A 16581-nucleotide genomic window follows, 5' to 3' on the forward strand; every position below is an offset into this window, starting at 1 on the left:
TTATTGTAGGTGGGCCAGTTGGTGATTTTGAACTTTTGCTTTGCCACGGAACGGTCTGCGTTGTCGGGAAGATACGTGATCTGATCCTTCAACTCAGCAAAAGTTCGATTTATTCAACAAAGCCTAAAAATAGGTAACAATGATGATCCATGCAAAGGTAAGAATGCCAAAATAGTCAGGCAGGAAACGTGCGAATATATAAGCACCAGCAACGATGAGTGCTATAGGGATGTAATAGATATAGGACTGCAGAAACCATAATATTGCTCGTTTCATCTTTTTAATAACTCATATAAAGCATCCCCAATTATTTCCTCATTGTTTCCACCTGATTCAACTTGATAAATTATTTTTGTCATTTGTGGTTCAATAAGAAAGTAAAGCATCTCAAGATTCTGTTGGTACAAGGCCTGATAATATGCTGAATCCTGGAATTTTAGCTTATTAGCCGCTAACATACATTGATGATAATGAATTGACCATTCTGATATGCGACTCATGAAAATCACCACTACTGATTATCAGTTTTGCAATAGTTAAGGACAGAGCTAGTTTGCTGGATTTTTCGGCGTACTCATAAGCCTTATTGCCTAATTCCCTTTTAAGAAAGACAGCGAGATTGCTACTTTTTTCTCTCCAAGTATTTTAAGAGTTTTCCGAAAGTAAATCTCAACCATATCAAGAGCAACATCGTTTCGATTATAGATTTCAGCAAGTGCTAATGTTAGACGGCGGTCCTCATTTATTAGCTCGCGACAGGCATTGCGGTAGTAATCGTCTGGTATCAAGCACGAGCCATAGTTGATTAAACGCTGTGTACCAAGCTTCAGATTTTCGATAGTGCTCATATTGGTGGCTTGTATTTCTCGCAATGCTTTGGTTAGCGCCAGAGCTAAATTCCTTTCTGATTGCAGCTTCCTTTTTGCATAGCCGTCTGCCATTGTAATTTCCCTTGTTGTAACATGCCCCTGTCCATAATTGATCATCATTGTCATAGGGGGCAAGGAAGATAATGAAAAAAAGCGGTAGGGTGGCAATTTATGTTCTGGTAGTAATTATTTTCTTTCTAACTATTCCAGAGATCGTCGTTCGTGTACTCACTCCGGAGCAGTTTGCACGATTGAGTGATTTCACAAGCTTTGGCGGCTTGTTCAGTCATCTCCTTTCTTTACTTATTTTCCTTGGCTTAGCTTCAATCCTCCTGGGCGTACTCGCCATTTTGGCAACGAAAAAAATTTACCGGCATTTCACTCGCTACATAAGCTAATCATAAAACTGACCCACAAGGTGGTCGTCGAGGCGAAGTTAAGCCTGTTGTGCTCTGCATCATACAGTGGGGTCTGGATTGGGAACGGGCTCAGTTAAGAAGGAGGGGGACGATAAAGGGCAGCTGTCAGTAACATAGAAAAAAGCCACTCGCTGGAGTGGCTTAATCATATGATTCTACAGCTTAAATTTGGTGGCCCCTGCTGGACTTGAACCAGCGACCAAGCGATTATGAGTCATAAAATTGGCATGTTTTTAATTGTTCGGGATTGTCTCTGTTTGTATTTTTAATTGCCTATAATCAATTAGTTATGAAATTATTTTTGTTTCTGATTGGTTCTCTCATTTCCCCATTGTACTATCCTTACCTGACCTGTTACCTGACCCGAAATGGGCATCGGGTCAGGTAACGCTTATCCTTAGAAAGGTAAACTCATGGCCGCTAATCTTACCGAGACTGCTATACGTGGATTGAAGACAAAAAGCACGGCGTACTACGTATGGAGCAACAGCGCTCAACGTGGTACTGGCAGGCTTGGCGTTAAGGTTCAGCCTTCAGGCAGCAAAGTTTTTTATTTCCGTTACTACGTTGAGAAAGGGAAGAAAGAGAAGTTCATCCAGTTGGGCATCTGGCCTGAGATGAAACTGGTGACGGCCAACGAGCTTGCGAAAAAGTATGGTGCCTGGCTTGTTGAAGGGAAAGAACCCCAGCAAGAACTTGAGCAACAACGCCTGGCCGAGCAGCACATTATGCAGATCCATCGCTCTCAAGGATCGTTTGAGGAGCTGGTGCATGGCTACGTTAACAAGATGAAGCTCGACAATAAGCGGACCTGGGCTGATGTTCTGAAGCGCCTTGAAAAAGAGTGCTACACGGTTATCCCTCGCGAAACTAAAGCGAAAGATGTAACACCTCTTCAGGTCAAAACCATCCTCTCAGGCATTATCCAGCGTGATGCGGTAGTCCATGCAAACCGCATTCGTTCCTACCTGATGGCGGCATTTAACTACGGCCTGAAAGCCGATAACGATCCGATGAATACCAGCGTGGGTATTACGTTTGGTCTTGAAGTAAATCCGGTATCGGCCATACCGAAGCAGTCCTCGGCGGAGAAAGTGGGTGATACATGGTTAACGCTGGAAGAACTGCGTTTTGTCATGGAGCAGTTCGCACAGGCCACTAATGTTGGGCCGCTGATGCAGCATCTTATCCGCTTCTGTGTCTATGCTGGTGGACAGCGCCCGTTTGAAATGATTGCCAGCCAGTGGAGTGCTATTGATTGGCAACAGAAGACGTTGCTGGTCATAGCCGATGTATCGAAAAACAAGCGTGAGCACCTGATCCCGCTGACTGAATCGGCACTACAGGAATTAGCCTCAGTTAAAGAGCTGACTAAGGAAAGTAACAGTCCCTATATTTTTCCGTTATCAACGAACGGTGAGCGCCCAGTGCGCACGGATAGTCTGGCGCGTTCCATCATGTATTTTCGGGCCTTTAATCCTGAGTTTAAAGTTTTCACGGCGCGAGATTTACGCCGTACCTGTAAAACGCTGATGGGGGAGGCGGGGATCAGCAAAGAGATCCGTGACCGTATTCAAAATCACGCTTTGAACGACGTTAGCTCGAAACACTATGATCGTTATGATTACCTGCCTGAAAAGCGTAGGGCGCTTGAGATCTGGGAAGACCGGGTTAATAACTATCAGCGGCAGCATGAAAACAACGTTGTGAACCTGTTTGGGCGGAGGTAAGGGCTTGTCAAAATATGAGCTTAATTCAGCAGAAGAGCGATATCAGCCAGGCTCAAACGACCTAGTGCTTGCCAATAAGCTGGGGATCATTGATGAGCAGGAAATGGAGGCGCTGGAGTCTGGCTTGCTGCTGATGTTGTATGAGCAGCTATTTATTGAGGGCCAGCCGCCTGAGGCGCTGGCTTTTGAGCACGTCAGCAGGTGGCATCGCCAGTGGCTAGGGAATGTGTACGATTGGGCAGGGAGGCTACGTAACGCTAACCTGACTAAGGACGGCTTTCAGTTTGCGGCTGCCGACAGGATTCCGCTGCTGCTTGATGGTTTCGAGAAGCAGTTTCTTTCTCGGTCTGGTGAACTGAAATCCCTGGCTCGTCCGGAGCTGGTTCGTTATCTGGCTGAATGTCATGTGGAATTTATTTTGATCCACCCATTCAGAGAAGGTAACGGGCGTCTGTCGAGATTGCTTTGCGATGTGTTGTCGGTACTGGCGGGGAAGGGCTTATTGGACTACAGCCTGTGGGATGAGCACAAGGTGTTTTACTTCAAGGCAATACAGGCAGGTGTCTCAGGGAACTACAGCCCTATGATGCAGCTGATGAGCGATATCTTGCCAGACTAGCGGGCGAGGCCAACGGCTTTCGCCTGTGCCTGATTTTGTTTCAGTTGCTGCTCAATTTTTGGGATAGAAACACCCGTTTCGATTGCAGTTGAACTGGCAACGGCACGGAGGATTTTTGCTTTAGTTACTTGAGATGATGTATGTTTTCTCATGAAAAATTTCCTGATGGCTGCTGCTAGTATTGTAGGTGTTTGACGATAGTTTGGTCCAGTTAAATTCACATTGCTTATCGTAATTTTTTTTGGTTGCAAGATGTTTGTTGATTTTAAAAGGATAAAAAATGTTTGATAAGTCTGATTTGACACGAGAAAATTTTGAGGAACTACTGAGGATAAATAATGCTTTAAAAAGCGAAAACAGTAATCTTTTAGATGACATAAAAAAGTATCATAAAGATATGGAAAACTTCCTTGTTGATAGAGGAAATTTCATCAAAGATATTGAAATGCTTAGAAGTGAAAATAATGAGTTGAAAAAAGGGTTGTCAAATAATGGCGCGACATCAAAAGTTAAAAGCTCTGTCCCAAGAGCAGGAAAGGCAACAGTAAATGCAATTTATCTTCTCATTAAAGCTCACTATGGAATGGATAAGTTTGTTGCAAAGGATTTAATTAAAAAATTCGATTCCATAGCAAGGTCACATGATATTGTTTACTCCTTCCAATTAAAGACTGTTGAGTCTTGGTGTACAGAATTCAAAAAAATGGATGCTAAACAGTAATCTCTTTAAATCTGAGAGTTACTTATCAGTACGCTTGTAATTCTCAGGTAATACAAGGTTCTTGAATTTATTGAAAGTCGTTTCAGCAATCATCCTTCAGCTCTTCTCCAGCATGAATCTTTCACATATTATTTCTGTGATATATGGTTTGCTGTGTGCAATTTATCTCAGTCATATCATAGCACCCCTTAATAAGGGAAAATGCATGCATGGCATAACCTGTTGATAGTAAAGTTTTTTATTTTGTTTTAAGTTCTCTTTTCCTTAATGAGAATCGTGAATGTTGCGCACGTATCTTGGCTCGACCATTATAATTTCACGCTATCAACAAGGAAACTCAAATGATGCCTTTCAAGTTAACAAATGAACAACGTATAAAAGTATTAAGAGATTATGGTGAGACTTGCGATCGATTAGTACGAGAAAAAGAACGACAATATATTACTTCAATTTCCCGCTCTACCGCGTGGAAACTGGAACAGGTTGGTAAGTTTCCGCTACGTAAGCCTATTGGCCTGAAATCCTGCGGATGGCTATTAAGTGATCTGCTCTATTGGATCAATGAACGTTAGTTTCAAGGGAGATCATTTTCTGAGTGACCCGCGTTAACCCTGCTACTTCCGCTATTAATAGCGGAATAGCAAATTGTGCGGGAATTTTTAACGTGAATTGTATTAGAGGTGTTATATGTTTAACGGTCGTCCTTTCCCTGTGCATGTGTTCCCGCAGATCATCAGAAATGCTGTATATGAAGCGGAGCAGCAGACCCAGGCTCCCCAAGCTTTGATTGCTGCATCGGTATTGGGAGTAATTTCGCTTGCCTGCCAGAACCGGATTGATGTGTGCAGATTGAATAATCTGCGCAGCCCTGTATCGCTTTTTTTACTGACACTGGCTGATTCTGGTGAGCGCAAAAGCACTGTGGACAAACTACTGATGAAGCCAATGTATCAACTGGAAGAAGAATGGTCTAAAAAATATACCCAGGACCTAATTGTCTGGAGGAATGAAGAAACGGTTTTTAATATTGAAAAGAAAGCACTGATGTCAAAATTGAAATCCGATATTCGCCGTAATAAAGATCACTCCACAACGAATGAACGGCTGAAAGTGTTACTGGCTGCGTCTCCAAAAGCACCGGTCCGGTTAAGGCAGATATACAACGATGCCACACCTGCGGCGATAAAAGACTCTCTCTGTGGACGCTGGCGGTCCATAGGACTTATGTCTGATGAAGCTGGCACTATTTTTGACGGCTATGCGCTGAATGAACTGCCGTTCATCAATAAAATGTGGGATGGCGCAATGTTTCCCGTGGAAAGAAAAAGCGAGCCAGATAAATTAATCAAAGATGCCAGAATGACGCTGGGGTTGATGATTCAGCCTGATGTGTTTAAAAAAGGGTATCTGGAACGAAAAGGCGATGCCGCGAAAGGGATCGGATTCTTCGCCCGATGTTTGATATGTCAACCGGGTTCAACACAGGGCAACAGGCAAATTACCAGTCCGGTTGTCTCAAATGAGCATCTGCCGGTATTTCATCAACGACTGATAGACATTGTTAATGAGAGCATTGCGAGAAATGAGGAAAATGAGCGTCAGTGTCTGCGTTTCTCTCCCGAAGCAGAAAAACACTGGCTCGAATTTTATAACAAAGTCGAGTCAGAAATGGGGTTGCTTGGCTTCCTGTCTGATTTTAAGGATTATGCATCTAAAATGGCGGAGAATATGGCGAGGCTTGCTGCCTTACTACATTACTTCAGTGGTGATGAGGGCGATATATCTATTGCCGCTGTAAAAGCAGCAGTGGATATAATGGCCTGGTATATTGAAGAATACATCCGTTTGTTCTCCAAAAAAGAAAAGTTTTCTTTAGATGTTGCGGAAACAGATGAGCTTTACTGCTGGATAAAAAACTATTGCATTCGTTATTGTAAACCTTTTATTACGAAAAACACCATACTCCAATATGGTCCTAATAAATTCAGGAATCGTAGTAAAGCAAATGAATTACTCAGTACATTATTCTCTCAAAATAAAATCCTTGTAGGAAAAAAGGGGAAAACCACATTAATAGCTATCGCTGGCTTGAACTCCTCAACTTCATTCTGATTAATTGTTTTTAATTCAAGAGCAAAAATGAATAATTAGCCCAGTTCAGTTAATGGTTTGTTGTCATGATAGGTAATATATATTAAATCCATCACTTACTCCAATATCATCAAACAGGATGCTATATGACATACGATAGTGAATTCGGATCACACATATCCCTATATCGGGATAGAATCAAACAGGTTATTGAAGACTCCCTCAATGAACATCCTAACTCAATGATTCTTCGTGTTGATCTGCATGACCCAATTGATACAGAAGAAATAGATAACCCATTCTTTCAACCTAGGGTTGACTCTGCTGCTATATCTCGCTTTACCAGTGCGTTAAAAGCAAAGCTTGAACACGATAAGCATATTAAAACTCAACGGAAAGACTGGCCTGATACCCGACATTCAACCTTACGTTACGCATGGGTCCGAGAATATACCAAAAATGGAAAGCGGCATTACCATTTGATACTGTGCTTCAATCAGGATGCTTATTATCATGTAGGTGATTACGATTTAAACCGTAATACGATAAGAACAATGATAACAACAGCTTGGTACAGTGCACTTGGCATCCCGATAGATAGCTCGGGGAAGTTAGTTAATTACCCGCCAAATGGCAAATACCTTCTCAATCGTAAAAGGGACAACTTTGAGCAGACTTATAGCGATTTGATGAATAGAGTGGATTACATGACCAAAGTAAGAACTAAAATAGTCGGTGATGGGGACCGTAATTTCGGCTGCAGTCGCGGGTAATTTATTTTTTACAACGATGGCCTTTCTTATGGATGGAAAGGCCAAACCCATCAGTTAAAGATGGTTGTTTTACTATAATCCAACGACCTCATCCCCGATATTAGTCAAAATCATTAATTCTTTAATCTCTCGTTGTGCCAACTGTAATTCAAACTGCTCTTGAATTAACATCCACTTCGACCAACTTCCACCGACTACATGCGATAACCGGAGTGCCATAGCTTTCGTCAGTGAAACTGAACCGTTCAACAATTCAACTATCTCTTGCTCGCGACATCCCATGTAAACCGAAAATTTATTCAGTCCTATATTTGATACCGCTAGTATTTCGGCCAGTTTAATGCCGGGATGATCAGGAAGTAAGGTCATGCCGTATTCATCCTGATAAATTCCATAAATAGAACAGCCAGTTTCTCTCAGTTCTCGTAAATTCTTCCCTGCAAACTTCAGCTCGTGTGAAAGCCCGAGAAACTCACCAGTAAATTCATATTCTGCTTCAGGCCTATGGTGGCATTTGATCAATGCAAATGCCGCCCCTACTTTTTCAACTGTTACAGTAACCGACATTGAACCACCTCCGTCAAGATAATCGATGAACGTTTTAGACTGTCCAGCTGTTCGACACCACTTCTGCCTGCTTCAAAATCAGTTCCACGGCGCCCGGCGTTTTGTCCGGCGGATACTTATACTTACGCAGCGTCTGGCGCACCAGAATACGCAATCGGGCACGCACGCTTTCACGCACCTGCCAGTCCACGGTGGTGGACTGCCGCAATTTCAATGTCACTTCGATGGCCAGCTTTCTCAGCGTATCATCGCCCAGTTCACGCACTGCACTTTCATTTTCAGCCAGCGCATCATAGAAGGCGATTTCATCCGGGGTCAGCCCTAACGCATCATCACGCGCCATCGCCTCCTGGAACGCTTTCGCCATCTGGATCAGCTCTTCAATCACCTGCGCGGTCTCAATGGCGCGGTTATTGTATTTGAGCAGCACCGCTTTCAGTCGGTCGGAGTATTTCTTCTGCTGCACCACGTTATTGCCCGAACGGGCATGAATGCCGTCATTGAGCAGTTTTTCCAGCAGTTCCACTGCCAGATTACGCTGCGGCATTTCCCGCACTTCTTCCAAAAACTCATCGGACAGCAAACCTATGTTCGGTTTATCCAGCCCGGCGAGTGCGAAGACATCCTCAACCCCGGTCGCGACAACCGCGTTATCGAGGATCTTGCTCAGCAGAGAGTTTTTTTCTGACTGGCTAAACTTTGCCTTCGGATCGAGCTTGATAAGCCCCACCCTGACCGCCGAAAGAAACGCGAACTCCTCCTGTAAGGGTTTCGCCTCATCCAGCGTATTACACAGTGACCAGGCTTTACTCATCGCCAGCGAAACATCGAGGTAGCGTTTTTTACCGTCATCCAGTCCCAGAATGTAGTTCACGGCATCACGCAAGAAGGCCAGCGGATCGCGGGAGAAGCCCGTGTAATCAAATCCCGGCTTACCCGCCGAACGGGCAAACATCCCATGAATGACATCCATTTTTTCCAGCAGAATCGCAAAGGCTTCCCTGGCATCGACCGTTGTCTGTCCTTTGCCTTTTGAATCGGTATAGGTTTTCAGCGCCTGCTTCAGCTCGTTGGCAATGCCGATATAATCCACCACCAGCCCGCCGGGTTTATCCCGGAACACACGGTTAACGCGGGCAATCGCCTGCATCAGGTTATGGCCGCGCATCGGTTTGTCGATATACATGGTGTGGCAGCACGGGGCATCAAACCCGGTCAGCCACATATCCCGCACAATCACCAGTTTCAGCGGGTCGTTCAGATCTTTAAAGCGGGCTTCCAGGCGTTTTTTGGTCTGTTTGTTGTAGATATGCGATTGCAGATGGTCTTTATCTGACGCCGATCCGGTCATGATGACTTTGATCGCCCCTTGTTCAACGTCTTCACTGTGCCATTCCGGGCGGATCGCCACGATGGCATCGTACAGTTTCACGCAGATCTCGCGGCTCATGGCGACAATCATCGCTTTGCCGTTCATAGCAGCATTGCGCGTTTCAAAATGTTGAACCAGATCGGCCGCTACCTGTTTGATACGCGGCTCTGAACCGACCAGCTTTTCCAGACGGCTCCAGTCGCCTTTGGTTTTCTCCTGCTGACCCGTCTCTTCGTCTTCTACCAGTTCATCGACCTGATCGGATAGCGTTTCCAGCTCTTCATGGTTCAGGTCGAGTTTTGCCAGCCGGGATTCGTAGTAGATCGGCACCGTTGCGCCGTCATCGACCGCATCCTGAATGTCGTAGATAGAGACATAATCACCGAACACGGCACGGGTATCTTTATCTTCCGAGGCAATCGGCGTGCCGGTAAAGCCCATAAACGACGCATTCGGCAGCGCGTCGCGCATATGTTTTGCGTAGCCGTATTTATAGACACCCGTTTGTCTGTCCAGCGTGGCGCTCAGGCCATACTGGCTACGGTGCGCTTCATCCGAAATCACCACGATGTTGCTGCGCTGATTGAGTGCCGGATGGCTCTGCTCACCGTCCAGCGGCGCAAACTTCTGCACGGTGGTAAAGATGATGCCGCCGGATTCACGGGCATTAAGCAACTCGCGCAATTCATCTCGATCGTTGGCCTGTAGTGGCGTCTGCTTCAGCAAATCCTGTGCCTGGCAGAAGGTGGCGTATAACTGGCCGTCGAGATCGTTGCGATCCGTCACCACCACAATGGTCGGGTTGTTCATCTCCGCCTGTTGCAGCAGTTTCCCGGCATAGCAGCACATAGAGATACTTTTGCCGGAACCCTGGGTATGCCAGACGACCCCCGCTTTTTTACTACCGGGCTGAATATTACTGTGCAACGGCAGGTGTTTACCGGTCGAGGCCACAATCGTCGCCGTCACCGCTTCACGCACTGCATGGAACTGGTGATAGGCGGCAATCTTCTTAATCAGCCGTTTGCCGTCATTCTCAAACAGGGCAAAATAGCGGATATAATCGAGCAATAATTCACGGTTAAAAAAGCCCTGCACGACGGTTTTAAGCTGCCAGTCAAACTGCGGTTTGTCATTTTCGTTCGCCACCGTTTTCCACGGCAGGAAGCGCTCTTCATCCGCCGTGAGAGAGCCAATGCGCGCATTCTGCCCATCGCTCACCACCAGCGCTTCGTTACAGATAAACAGATCGCTCAATTCGTTTTTATAGGTCTGTAACTGGTTAAACGCCGCCCAGATATCGGCGTTAGCATCAATGGGGCTTTTCAGCTCAATCACCGCCACCGGCAGACCGTTGATATAGCCAATGATATCCGGACGACGAACCTGCTTTATTCCCTGAATGGCGACCTGGTTCACCACCATAAAGCGGTTGTTGTCTGGATGGTTGAAATCCATTAACAGCGCGTTATCGTGAATTACCTTGTCTTCATGCTTATATTCAACGGGTACGCCATTGAGCAGCAGGTGATGAAAGACTTTATTGCTGACGACCAGATCCGGGCTGTGCGCATGGGCGATACGCAGTATCACCTCCTCCAGCACGGAAACAGGGAGATGGGGATTGATGGTTTGCAGCTTCTCCAGCATTACCGGGCGCAGAAACACATCATGAAATGAGGCACGCAGCGGGTTATCGCCATCCGGTGCGATATCCGGCCCGTGCAGCACGTCCCAGCCCTGTTCAGCAAACCATTGCAGGCATTGCTGTTCTAAATCGTCTTCGCTTAGCATCAGGCTTCCTCGCTGATTATTTGTTCTGCTTCCGGCAGGGTAATTTCACCCGAGAGAAGTTTGGGGAGAAGGGTGTCGCGGAGTTCGGTTAGGCTATTATTTTCCCGCATAGTATTTTCAATCAACGAGTAGATTGCACTTACTTGCTTGGTATAATTTTTAACAAGCTCAAGTGGCGGCTTCACAAGAGGAATTGGATTGAAATTTTTCTTACTAATTTCAGCAAAGGTGGTACCACTTGCGCGAGATATAATTTCTGGCATGTTTGCAGAACACCACTGTAACACGAATTCAGGGCTTAACTCTTTATTACACTTCATGGCAATATATCCCTGATTAATCGCCACAGGGACTTTTGCAATTGCCAGGTATCCCACAGGTGCACGTGATGACATCAACACGGTATTAACAGGTAGTAAACCAGAGGAAATTTTGCCCAATCCTGCTTTTGTTATTTTTCTTTCTGTATGCAGTAAAATTTTGTCTTTAACGTTGGATAAATCTTTAGGTGTAGTCCAGTGAATATCTCCATTATCCCAAAAATCAGGTGTTTTAGTTGATGGCGTTGCCCCACCAGCAATATCGATTTGCGCTCCAATTTCAGATAGAGTCCACCCTTCCGGAATTTCCCCCAACTCACTGTCCTGCATCGCCAACGGAAACAGCTCTGCTGTGGCTTTTAATTCGGCATACTGCTCAGGATGTTCACGCTCAAAAACCGCTAGCGCATCCGCATTTTTCCCGGAAATGGCGGTCATTGCGGCAAGCGTTGCGTCTTCCTGCGAACCGCCCGCTTCCAGCACTGCCATTTTGGCCTTTACGGGTTCAAAATTAACAAACCAACTTTTGAACAAGGCTTGTGCCATTTGTTCGAGGGTTTGGTTGATTTCTTTATTCTTCTCAATTTTTTCACTAAGAGAGAAATAAAACAAACCAATGGCCCTCTGAATTTTAAGATTTCTAGGTATTGAAAGATAGAGGTTTTTGAAATCACCTTTTTTAAAATGAGGGATTAAAGTACCAACATGCATGTTATTTATTTTATTAATCACTTGCTCAGAACGAAGCAATGAAAATAAAAACATAGGATCAACTAATCTTTGATCTGCACGTATTGCGACCATATCTTGGGCAATGCAAAAGGAAACAGGTTCTTTCACCCATGCAACACGGCCAGGAGAACCTTTACATACAAAAATTATGTCTCCAGCATTTGGGTGACCTCGAAACCAATTTTTATATGTGTCATCTGATACAAATCTAACTTTCTCGAAAACAGGATATAATGAGTCATCCTTGATGCAATTTGTCGCTATTAATGGGAAACCTTTATCTTCTACAGGACAAGTTTTCCCTCTATTGTCAACAATATTGGACAATAAATCTGCAAAACTATATTCATCAAAATCCATAACCCAGCCCTCCCAGATTCGCCTTAATCTGTGCTTCCAGCTTCGCACTCTCTTCGAGCTGATCTTTTAGCTGCGCCGTCAGTCGTGCCATCTTCTCGGCAAACGGTTCATCATCTTCATCTTGCTCGGCCGCACCGACATAGCGCCCAGGGGTTAATACAAAGCCGTTTTTCTGAATATCTTCCAGCGTTGCCGAGAAGCAGAATCCGGCTTCGTCTTCGTAGTCTTTATCCGATTGCCATGCATGGAAGGTCTCGGCAATTTTGGCGATATCTTCACGGCTAAAATCACGCAACACGCGATCTTTCATATAACCAATCTGGCGCGCGTCTATAAACAGTACTTCACCTTTACGGTGTGCTTTGCCGTTGCCACCAGATTTATCTTTGGTCAGAAACCAGATGCAGGCCGGGATTTGGGTGTTGGTAAACAGTTGCCCTGGCAGCGCCACCATACATTCCACCAGATCCGCTTCAATCAGGTTGCGGCGGATTTCGCCTTCATTGTTGGTGTTGGAACTCATTGAGCCGTTCGCCAGCAGCAGAGCCATCGAACCTTTTGGCGCGAGGTGGTGGATCATGTGCTGCATCCACGCAAAGTTGGCGTTGCCCTGCGGCGGCGTACCATATTTCCAGCGCACGTCGTTTTCCAGCTTCGCGTTCCACCACTCCTTCATGTTGAACGGCGGGTTTGCCATCACGAAGTCGGCACGCAGATCCGGGTGCTGGTCGTCCAGCAGGGTATCGGCGTTTTTGCTGCCGAAGTTAAAGTCGATACCCCGGATCGCCATATTCATCGCCGCCAGCTTCCAGGTGGTCGGGTTGGACTCTTGGCCGTAAACGGAGATATTGCGCTTCTGCTCGGCGGCGTTGTACTGCTTCTCGCCCGCGTGCTCTTCGATAAAACGGTCGCTGGAAACAAAGAACCCGCCGGAACCCATCGCCGGGTCATACACGCGCCCGTTATACGGTTGCAGCATTTCAACAATCAGGGTGACGATACTTTTTGGCGTGTAATACTGGCCGCCCTGCTTACCTTCCGCCAGCGCGAACTGACCGAGGAAATATTCGTATACGTGGCCGAGAATATCTTTGCTCTTTAAGCTCAGTTTCTCACCGTTATATTCCGGGTTGCTGAAGTTGGCATCAGAGAAGGTGTTAATCAGCCCGGTCAGTACCTCGTTGCCCAACTGGTACTGGCTAATGCGGTTCAGAATGCCTTTCAGTTTCGGGTTGGTTTTTTCGATTTCATCCAGCGCGTTGTCCACCAGCCAGGAGACGGAGCGCAGCTTCACATCCTGTCCGGTGGTTTCATCCACCCACAGCACCGTACCGGTCGGCAGAATCGCTTTCGTTTTCAGCGTATTCCAGCGTGCGGCTTTCGGCACCCAGAAGATGTTCTTTTCGGTGTAGTAATCTTCCACCTCCAGTTCATCCACAATCGCCTGTGCGTACTCTTCATCAGAGTCGTAACCGTCGCGCGACATGGCATAGATGTTGTCCGGGTTGCCGACATCGCGGAACAAGGTGATTAGCTCCTGCTGACGCGCCTCGAAGGCATCGGACACATACTTGAGGAAGATAAGCCCCAGCACCACGTGCTTGTAGTTGGCGGCATCCATGTTGGCGCGTAGCTTGTCGGCGGCTTTCCAGAATTTGTTATCCAGCTCGTTCAGGAACTGTTGTTCGGCGTTGTTCATGAAAATCCTCAGGGGCGATCGCAGCGATAGTGCTAACATGCCTATCTTAAATTTGGTTTTGGAATGCTAATCGCAAAATGATACCCGGAATGACTAGGTTCATAAACGAGATAGCGCAAAGAAGTGGAAGATGGGCTATGGCTAAGTTGACATTAAGTTCCGGGCCTCAAGCAGACGTCTCAACGTTGTCTCGCGAATATGCCAAATTATTCCGCAGCAGATGCTCAGCCCTACGGATTGACAGTCTATATTACTCTCCAAACAGTCTTCATTTACCTTCGGTTTTACGATACATGTCTGGTCGGTTGATCTGCCAGACAAAGTCTGGTCGGTTCAACGGGAGATACCCCATTTTCTGGTATAGCCAAGGGGCGCTGTCAGTGACCAGCATTATCCGTCGCAGGCGTGACATCAATGGATGGGCGTGACAGCATTCAATCAACCAACGACCGAGGCCACTTTTCTGATAGTCGTTCAGCACGTAGACGTCGCACAAATAACCAAAAGTGGCAAAGTCTGTCACCAGACGGGTGAAACCGATCTGTCTTGTGCCATCCAGTAGGCCAAAACAAAGGCTGTTCTGGATAGATACACTGACCGTTTCTATATCAATACCAGGAGCCCAGGACGATTGCGAAAGGTAATCATGAATGGCTTCCAGCTCAAAAAAGGCGGGATCGGTTGTGACCGTAAACAGGTCTTTAGTAAAACTGAGATGCGGGTTATCCACTGATTAACTCCTTGTAAACGAATATGTGACGAGACAGGACCGAACGGTATGTTGGGTAACTCTCAGGATGATTTCTCATGTACCGTCATGATGAACACCAATGGGCTCGCTCCTCGGTTTTCATAGCAATGCGCAACGTCTGTTCTCGCGGTTGCCGAACAGTTGGTGTTCACTTGATACAGGTGATCTTGTACACCCAGTGTGAGTGTGCCTTCCTGGACGTAAAACAATTCAAGCGTTCCATCTGTGTGGCCGGGGGAAGCAAACTTTTCCCCCGGTTGCATTTCCCACATCCACATCTCGGTCATATCAGGGCCACCTGATCCTGCAAGCAGTCTGGCTCGTCCGCCTTTTTCGCCTTGCCATAATTCGGGGATTTCCTCTTCAGCGATGAGATGCACCGTTGGTTTCGAACTGACATCCACAAAGTCTGCCACCGAAACCCCCATCGCGACGGCCAGGCGGCACAACAGAGCAATACTGGGATTTGCCCGGCACCCCTCAATTTCAACCAGTGCACCCTTGCTGACGCCCGCCCGGCGGGAGAGTTCATCAAGGGAGATTTTTTTTTGTTTGCGATACAGCTTAATCTGCTGAGATACAGCTTCATTTACTGTGCTGGCAATCGAACCAGCATCGGTCATTAAATTGACTTTTTTAGTCATTGGTCATTATCATGATTTAAATTGGTCATTACAGGATTATTCCGTGTTAACAGTATCTCCGTCAATTGCCCCTGAAATTTATCGTATTGCACCCGGTTTCCGGGCACTCAGTATCTATGTAAACGCTGCGCCGGTGCTGAACCCTGATATTGGTGAAACAGCGCTGAGAGAAGCTTGTGAAGCGGTTCTTGTCGGTGAGCCTGAGTGGGCAGAATCGCATTTAGCTGCATGGGCTGAGATTTTTCAGACGTTTGGCGCTAAGCCTAAACGCACCCCTTGTTCAGCTGATGCGTTACGTAAGCGTGTATTACGTGACGGCGCGATGCCAGCACTTGACCCCATCGTTGATCTCTATAATGCCGTTAGCCTTCGCTACGCCGTGCCGGTGGGGGGCGAGAACATTGCTGCCTATCAGGGGCTACCACGCCTCGTTGTGGCAACAGGCACTGAGCCGTTTGATACGGTAAAAGAGGGTGAAATCGCCGTTGAATATCCTTCGCAAGGTGAAGTTATCTGGCGTGATGATGCCGGTGTGACCTGCCGTCGCTGGAACTGGCGACAAGGAGTCAGAACCCGCTTAGATGTGGAAGCACAGCACATGTGGTTTATTCTGGAGAGTCTGCCGCAAATGCCACTGGAAAAACTTCACGAAGCCGGGAAGATGCTGACCGATGGCCTCGAAGCAATGACGCCAGGTCTGCGGGTTGACGTAACTCTCATTGAAGAGCAACAACCGTAATACCATTGAGGAGAAACACCATGTTCACCGGCTTGTCTGCTTTCCCAATGACCCCTGTTACCGCCAACGGCGTCGATGAAAAGGGATTCAATAATATTTTGGCCCGCCTTACGACGGCACGGGTGGATTCAATGGGTATTCTGGGGTCTACCGGTAGCTACGCCTATCTAACCCCGGAGCAGCGCAAACGTGTCGCGACTCTGGCAAAACAGGTTGCTGGGGATATCCCTGTTATGGTGTGTGTGGGGGCAGTCAGGGAAGGTGCGAATAAGCAGGTCATTTCTTCCCAAGCTGACTCGCTGATTAAAATTTCGCGGATCTGGGCCGATTTTTTTCCCGCAAACACATCGAATCAGCCTATTTAGGCTATTTTTTCCACCA

At 46.6% G+C, this 16581-nt stretch carries 17 protein-coding genes and 2 pseudogenes; 9 read left to right on the plus strand and 10 right to left on the minus strand.

The window, feature by feature from the left end:
* Positions 1-272 precede the first annotated feature (272 nt).
* The gene (locus ACWYRJ_RS17940) at positions 273-500 is read right to left on the minus strand and encodes a hypothetical protein (protein ID WP_455508367.1); all 228 of its coding nucleotides are present in this window, start codon (positions 498-500) and stop codon (positions 273-275) included.
* A 90-nt stretch (positions 501-590) separates the two neighbouring features.
* Positions 591-941: a hypothetical protein gene (locus ACWYRJ_RS17945; protein WP_455508368.1), complete on the minus strand. Its 351-nt coding sequence runs from the start codon at positions 939-941 to the stop codon at positions 591-593.
* Between the two features lie 71 nt (positions 942-1012).
* Here ACWYRJ_RS17945 and ACWYRJ_RS17950 point away from each other — a divergent pair, with 71 nt between their 5' ends.
* The 3 genes from ACWYRJ_RS17950 to ACWYRJ_RS17960 all read left to right on the plus strand — a co-directional run bounded on the left by ACWYRJ_RS17950 (position 1013) and on the right by ACWYRJ_RS17960 (position 3637).
* Positions 1013-1267 (plus strand): hypothetical protein, encoded by a 255-nt coding sequence (locus ACWYRJ_RS17950; RefSeq protein ID WP_455508369.1) that lies wholly within the window; start codon positions 1013-1015, stop codon positions 1265-1267.
* 434 nt (positions 1268-1701) lie between these two features.
* Positions 1702-3018 carry a tyrosine-type recombinase/integrase gene (locus ACWYRJ_RS17955; RefSeq protein WP_045269869.1) on the plus strand — a complete coding sequence of 439 codons (1317 nt, stop codon included), beginning with the start codon at positions 1702-1704 and terminating at the stop codon, positions 3016-3018.
* Between the two features lie 4 nt (positions 3019-3022).
* Positions 3023-3637 carry a Fic/DOC family protein gene (locus tag ACWYRJ_RS17960; protein WP_000049639.1) on the plus strand — a complete coding sequence of 205 codons (615 nt, stop codon included), beginning with the start codon at positions 3023-3025 and terminating at the stop codon, positions 3635-3637.
* On the opposite strand, the gene ACWYRJ_RS17965 is transcribed toward ACWYRJ_RS17960, so the two are convergent.
* Complete coding sequence (locus ACWYRJ_RS17965; protein WP_001225594.1) at positions 3634-3789, minus strand: hypothetical protein; 156 nt, start codon at positions 3787-3789, stop codon at positions 3634-3636. The two genes, ACWYRJ_RS17960 and ACWYRJ_RS17965, sit on opposite strands and share 4 nt — an antisense overlap.
* A gap of 128 nt (positions 3790-3917) precedes the next feature.
* On the opposite strand from ACWYRJ_RS17965, the gene ACWYRJ_RS17970 reads away from it, so the two are divergent.
* From ACWYRJ_RS17970 to ACWYRJ_RS17985, 4 genes are all read left to right on the plus strand, one after another.
* Positions 3918-4358: a hypothetical protein gene (locus ACWYRJ_RS17970; RefSeq protein WP_000459847.1), complete on the plus strand. Its 441-nt coding sequence runs from the start codon at positions 3918-3920 to the stop codon at positions 4356-4358.
* A gap of 341 nt (positions 4359-4699) precedes the next feature.
* On the plus strand, positions 4700-4930 hold the full coding sequence (locus ACWYRJ_RS17975) for a helix-turn-helix transcriptional regulator (RefSeq protein ID WP_000982619.1): 231 nt from the start codon (positions 4700-4702) through the stop codon (positions 4928-4930).
* A gap of 115 nt (positions 4931-5045) precedes the next feature.
* The gene (locus ACWYRJ_RS17980; RefSeq protein WP_000481743.1) at positions 5046-6470 is read left to right on the plus strand and encodes a YfjI family protein; all 1425 of its coding nucleotides are present in this window, start codon (positions 5046-5048) and stop codon (positions 6468-6470) included.
* A gap of 125 nt (positions 6471-6595) precedes the next feature.
* Positions 6596-7222: an inovirus Gp2 family protein gene (locus ACWYRJ_RS17985; protein WP_023294607.1), complete on the plus strand. Its 627-nt coding sequence runs from the start codon at positions 6596-6598 to the stop codon at positions 7220-7222.
* Positions 7223-7294: 72 nt separating this feature from the next.
* Here the strand turns inward: ACWYRJ_RS17985 and ACWYRJ_RS17990 are convergent, their stop codons facing one another.
* From ACWYRJ_RS17990 to ACWYRJ_RS18015, 6 genes are all read right to left on the minus strand, one after another.
* Positions 7295-7789, minus strand: coding sequence for a helix-turn-helix transcriptional regulator (locus tag ACWYRJ_RS17990; RefSeq protein ID WP_006809979.1), 495 nt, complete (start codon positions 7787-7789; stop codon positions 7295-7297).
* Between the two features lie 34 nt (positions 7790-7823).
* Complete coding sequence (locus ACWYRJ_RS17995) at positions 7824-10955, minus strand: type I restriction endonuclease subunit R (protein WP_455508370.1); 3132 nt, start codon at positions 10953-10955, stop codon at positions 7824-7826.
* On the minus strand, positions 10955-12367 hold the full coding sequence (locus ACWYRJ_RS18000; RefSeq protein ID WP_045269867.1) for a restriction endonuclease subunit S: 1413 nt from the start codon (positions 12365-12367) through the stop codon (positions 10955-10957). Before ACWYRJ_RS18000 ends, ACWYRJ_RS17995 begins: the two co-directional genes overlap by 1 nt.
* Positions 12357-14066: a class I SAM-dependent DNA methyltransferase gene (locus ACWYRJ_RS18005; RefSeq protein WP_455508371.1), complete on the minus strand. Its 1710-nt coding sequence runs from the start codon at positions 14064-14066 to the stop codon at positions 12357-12359. Before ACWYRJ_RS18005 ends, ACWYRJ_RS18000 begins: the two co-directional genes overlap by 11 nt.
* Positions 14067-14334: 268 nt before the next feature.
* The gene (locus tag ACWYRJ_RS18010; protein ID WP_111963061.1) at positions 14335-14796 is read right to left on the minus strand and encodes a GNAT family N-acetyltransferase; all 462 of its coding nucleotides are present in this window, start codon (positions 14794-14796) and stop codon (positions 14335-14337) included.
* 62 nt (positions 14797-14858) lie between these two features.
* The gene (locus ACWYRJ_RS18015; RefSeq protein WP_455508372.1) at positions 14859-15461 is read right to left on the minus strand and encodes a helix-turn-helix domain-containing protein; all 603 of its coding nucleotides are present in this window, start codon (positions 15459-15461) and stop codon (positions 14859-14861) included.
* Positions 15462-15504: 43 nt separating this feature from the next.
* Between ACWYRJ_RS18015 and ACWYRJ_RS18020 the strand changes: the two genes are divergently transcribed.
* Together ACWYRJ_RS18020 and ACWYRJ_RS18025 are read left to right on the plus strand one after the other, a co-directional pair.
* The gene (locus tag ACWYRJ_RS18020) at positions 15505-16200 is read left to right on the plus strand and encodes a B3/B4 domain-containing protein (protein WP_023336806.1); all 696 of its coding nucleotides are present in this window, start codon (positions 15505-15507) and stop codon (positions 16198-16200) included.
* 20 nt (positions 16201-16220) lie between these two features.
* A pseudogene (locus tag ACWYRJ_RS18025) lies at positions 16221-16466 on the plus strand (dihydrodipicolinate synthase family protein); the annotation flags it as partial.
* Here the strand turns inward: ACWYRJ_RS18025 and ACWYRJ_RS18030 are convergent.
* Positions 16368-16581: pseudogene (locus ACWYRJ_RS18030) on the minus strand (hypothetical protein); the annotation flags it as partial. The pseudogenes ACWYRJ_RS18025 and ACWYRJ_RS18030 overlap by 99 nt on opposite strands.

It is taken from the genome of Enterobacter sp. (genome assembly GCF_977039595.1).

Bases quoted from the DNA above. Each gene is read 5' to 3' on its own strand.
- ACWYRJ_RS17940 (WP_455508367.1), bottom strand. From the start codon at position 500: ATGAGTCGCATATCAGAATGGTCAATTCATTATCATCAATGTATGTTA.
- ACWYRJ_RS17945 (WP_455508368.1), bottom strand. From the start codon at position 941: ATGGCAGACGGCTATGCAAAAAGGAAGCTGCAATCAGAAAGGAATTTA.
- ACWYRJ_RS17950 (WP_455508369.1), top strand. From the start codon at position 1,013: ATGAAAAAAAGCGGTAGGGTGGCAATTTATGTTCTGGTAGTAATTATT.
- ACWYRJ_RS17955 (WP_045269869.1), top strand. From the start codon at position 1,702: ATGGCCGCTAATCTTACCGAGACTGCTATACGTGGATTGAAGACAAAA.
- ACWYRJ_RS17965 (WP_001225594.1), bottom strand. From the start codon at position 3,789: ATGAGAAAACATACATCATCTCAAGTAACTAAAGCAAAAATCCTCCGT.
- ACWYRJ_RS17970 (WP_000459847.1), top strand. From the start codon at position 3,918: ATGTTTGATAAGTCTGATTTGACACGAGAAAATTTTGAGGAACTACTG.
- ACWYRJ_RS17975 (WP_000982619.1), top strand. From the start codon at position 4,700: ATGATGCCTTTCAAGTTAACAAATGAACAACGTATAAAAGTATTAAGA.
- ACWYRJ_RS17980 (WP_000481743.1), top strand. From the start codon at position 5,046: ATGTTTAACGGTCGTCCTTTCCCTGTGCATGTGTTCCCGCAGATCATC.
- ACWYRJ_RS17985 (WP_023294607.1), top strand. From the start codon at position 6,596: ATGACATACGATAGTGAATTCGGATCACACATATCCCTATATCGGGAT.
- ACWYRJ_RS17990 (WP_006809979.1), bottom strand. From the start codon at position 7,789: ATGTCGGTTACTGTAACAGTTGAAAAAGTAGGGGCGGCATTTGCATTG.
- ACWYRJ_RS17995 (WP_455508370.1), bottom strand. From the start codon at position 10,955: ATGCTAAGCGAAGACGATTTAGAACAGCAATGCCTGCAATGGTTTGCT.
- ACWYRJ_RS18000 (WP_045269867.1), bottom strand. From the start codon at position 12,367: ATGGATTTTGATGAATATAGTTTTGCAGATTTATTGTCCAATATTGTT.
- ACWYRJ_RS18005 (WP_455508371.1), bottom strand. From the start codon at position 14,066: ATGAACAACGCCGAACAACAGTTCCTGAACGAGCTGGATAACAAATTC.
- ACWYRJ_RS18015 (WP_455508372.1), bottom strand. From the start codon at position 15,461: ATGACTAAAAAAGTCAATTTAATGACCGATGCTGGTTCGATTGCCAGC.